The 1,067-nt window shown below is 50.7% G+C and carries 1 protein-coding gene; it reads left to right on the top strand.

Annotation, left to right across the window (positions count from 1 at the left end):
* Positions 1 to 964 (top strand): iron-containing alcohol dehydrogenase (locus V5298_RS20700; protein WP_332933293.1); only part of this gene is annotated, 964 nt, incomplete at its 5' end.
* Between the last annotated feature and the right edge of the window lie 103 nt (positions 965 to 1,067).

Genomic DNA, 1,067 nt, shown 5'->3' with positions numbered 1-1,067 from the left:
GGTTGAACCTAACCCTGAATTTACTACATTAATGAAAGCGGTGAGCGTAGCCCGTGAAAATAACATTAACTTCATTTTGGCCGTGGGCGGCGGCAGCGTAATTGACGGCGCGAAGTTTATAGCCGCGGCCGTTAACTTTGAAGGCGATCCATGGGATATCTTAGTGAAAGGCGCTGCCTTTGAAAACCCATTGCCTGTGGGTGCAGTACTGACCTTGCCAGCCACTGGCTCAGAGAGCAATGGCAACGCGGTGGTCAACCGTTCAGAAACAGCACAAAAACGTGCGTTTTCTTCTGAAACCGTGCAACCGGTTTTTGCGGTTCTCGACCCGGAGTTCACCTATTCACTGCCGCCACGACAAGTATCAAACGGCGTTGTGGATGCCTTTGTTCACGTCATTGAGCAATACCTGACTTACCCGGTCAATGCTCCCTTACAAGACCGCTTTGCCGAAGGCATTTTACAAACGCTGATCCAGGAAGGGCCAAAAGCCCTGGCGACACCTGAAGATTACGACGTACGCGCCAATGTGATGTGGTCAGCGACCATGGCCCTGAATGGCCTTATTGGCAAAGGTGTGCCGCAAGACTGGAGCACCCATATGATTGGCCATGAGCTAACCGCCCTGCACGGCCTTGATCACGCCGTTACCTTGGCGATTGTGTTACCTTCGCTTATGTTTGTACAACGGGACAAGAAGGCAGAAAAGATCCTGCAACTCGGTGAGCGGGTATTTGATATCAAGGAAGATAACAAAGAAAAAGCCATCGACTTGACCATAAAAGCGGTGCAGGATTTCTTTGAAACCATGCAGATCAAGACCCGATTATCGGATTACAACATTGAAAAGTCGGCCATTGACGGCCTGATCGCGAATCTAGAACGCAATAATCTTACGGCGTTAGGCGAGCATGGCGATATTGACCTTGCTAAAGCTCGTGAGATCCTAACGCTCGCGGCATAAGCCATATTCTTGGGGTGCCAGCAGGGCGTTTATTTCAGCCCTGCGGGGTACCCAAAGAAGCCTTTTGGGCCTCTTACCAAGCCTATGGAAGCCTGCAGATGAG

The organism is Alteromonas sp. 14N.309.X.WAT.G.H12 (assembly GCF_036697315.1).
In the GTDB taxonomy this organism is placed as follows: domain Bacteria; phylum Pseudomonadota; class Gammaproteobacteria; order Enterobacterales; family Alteromonadaceae; genus Alteromonas.
The sequence above is the reverse complement of the archived record's forward strand: the minus strand, read 5'-3'. Positions and strand labels throughout refer to the sequence as shown.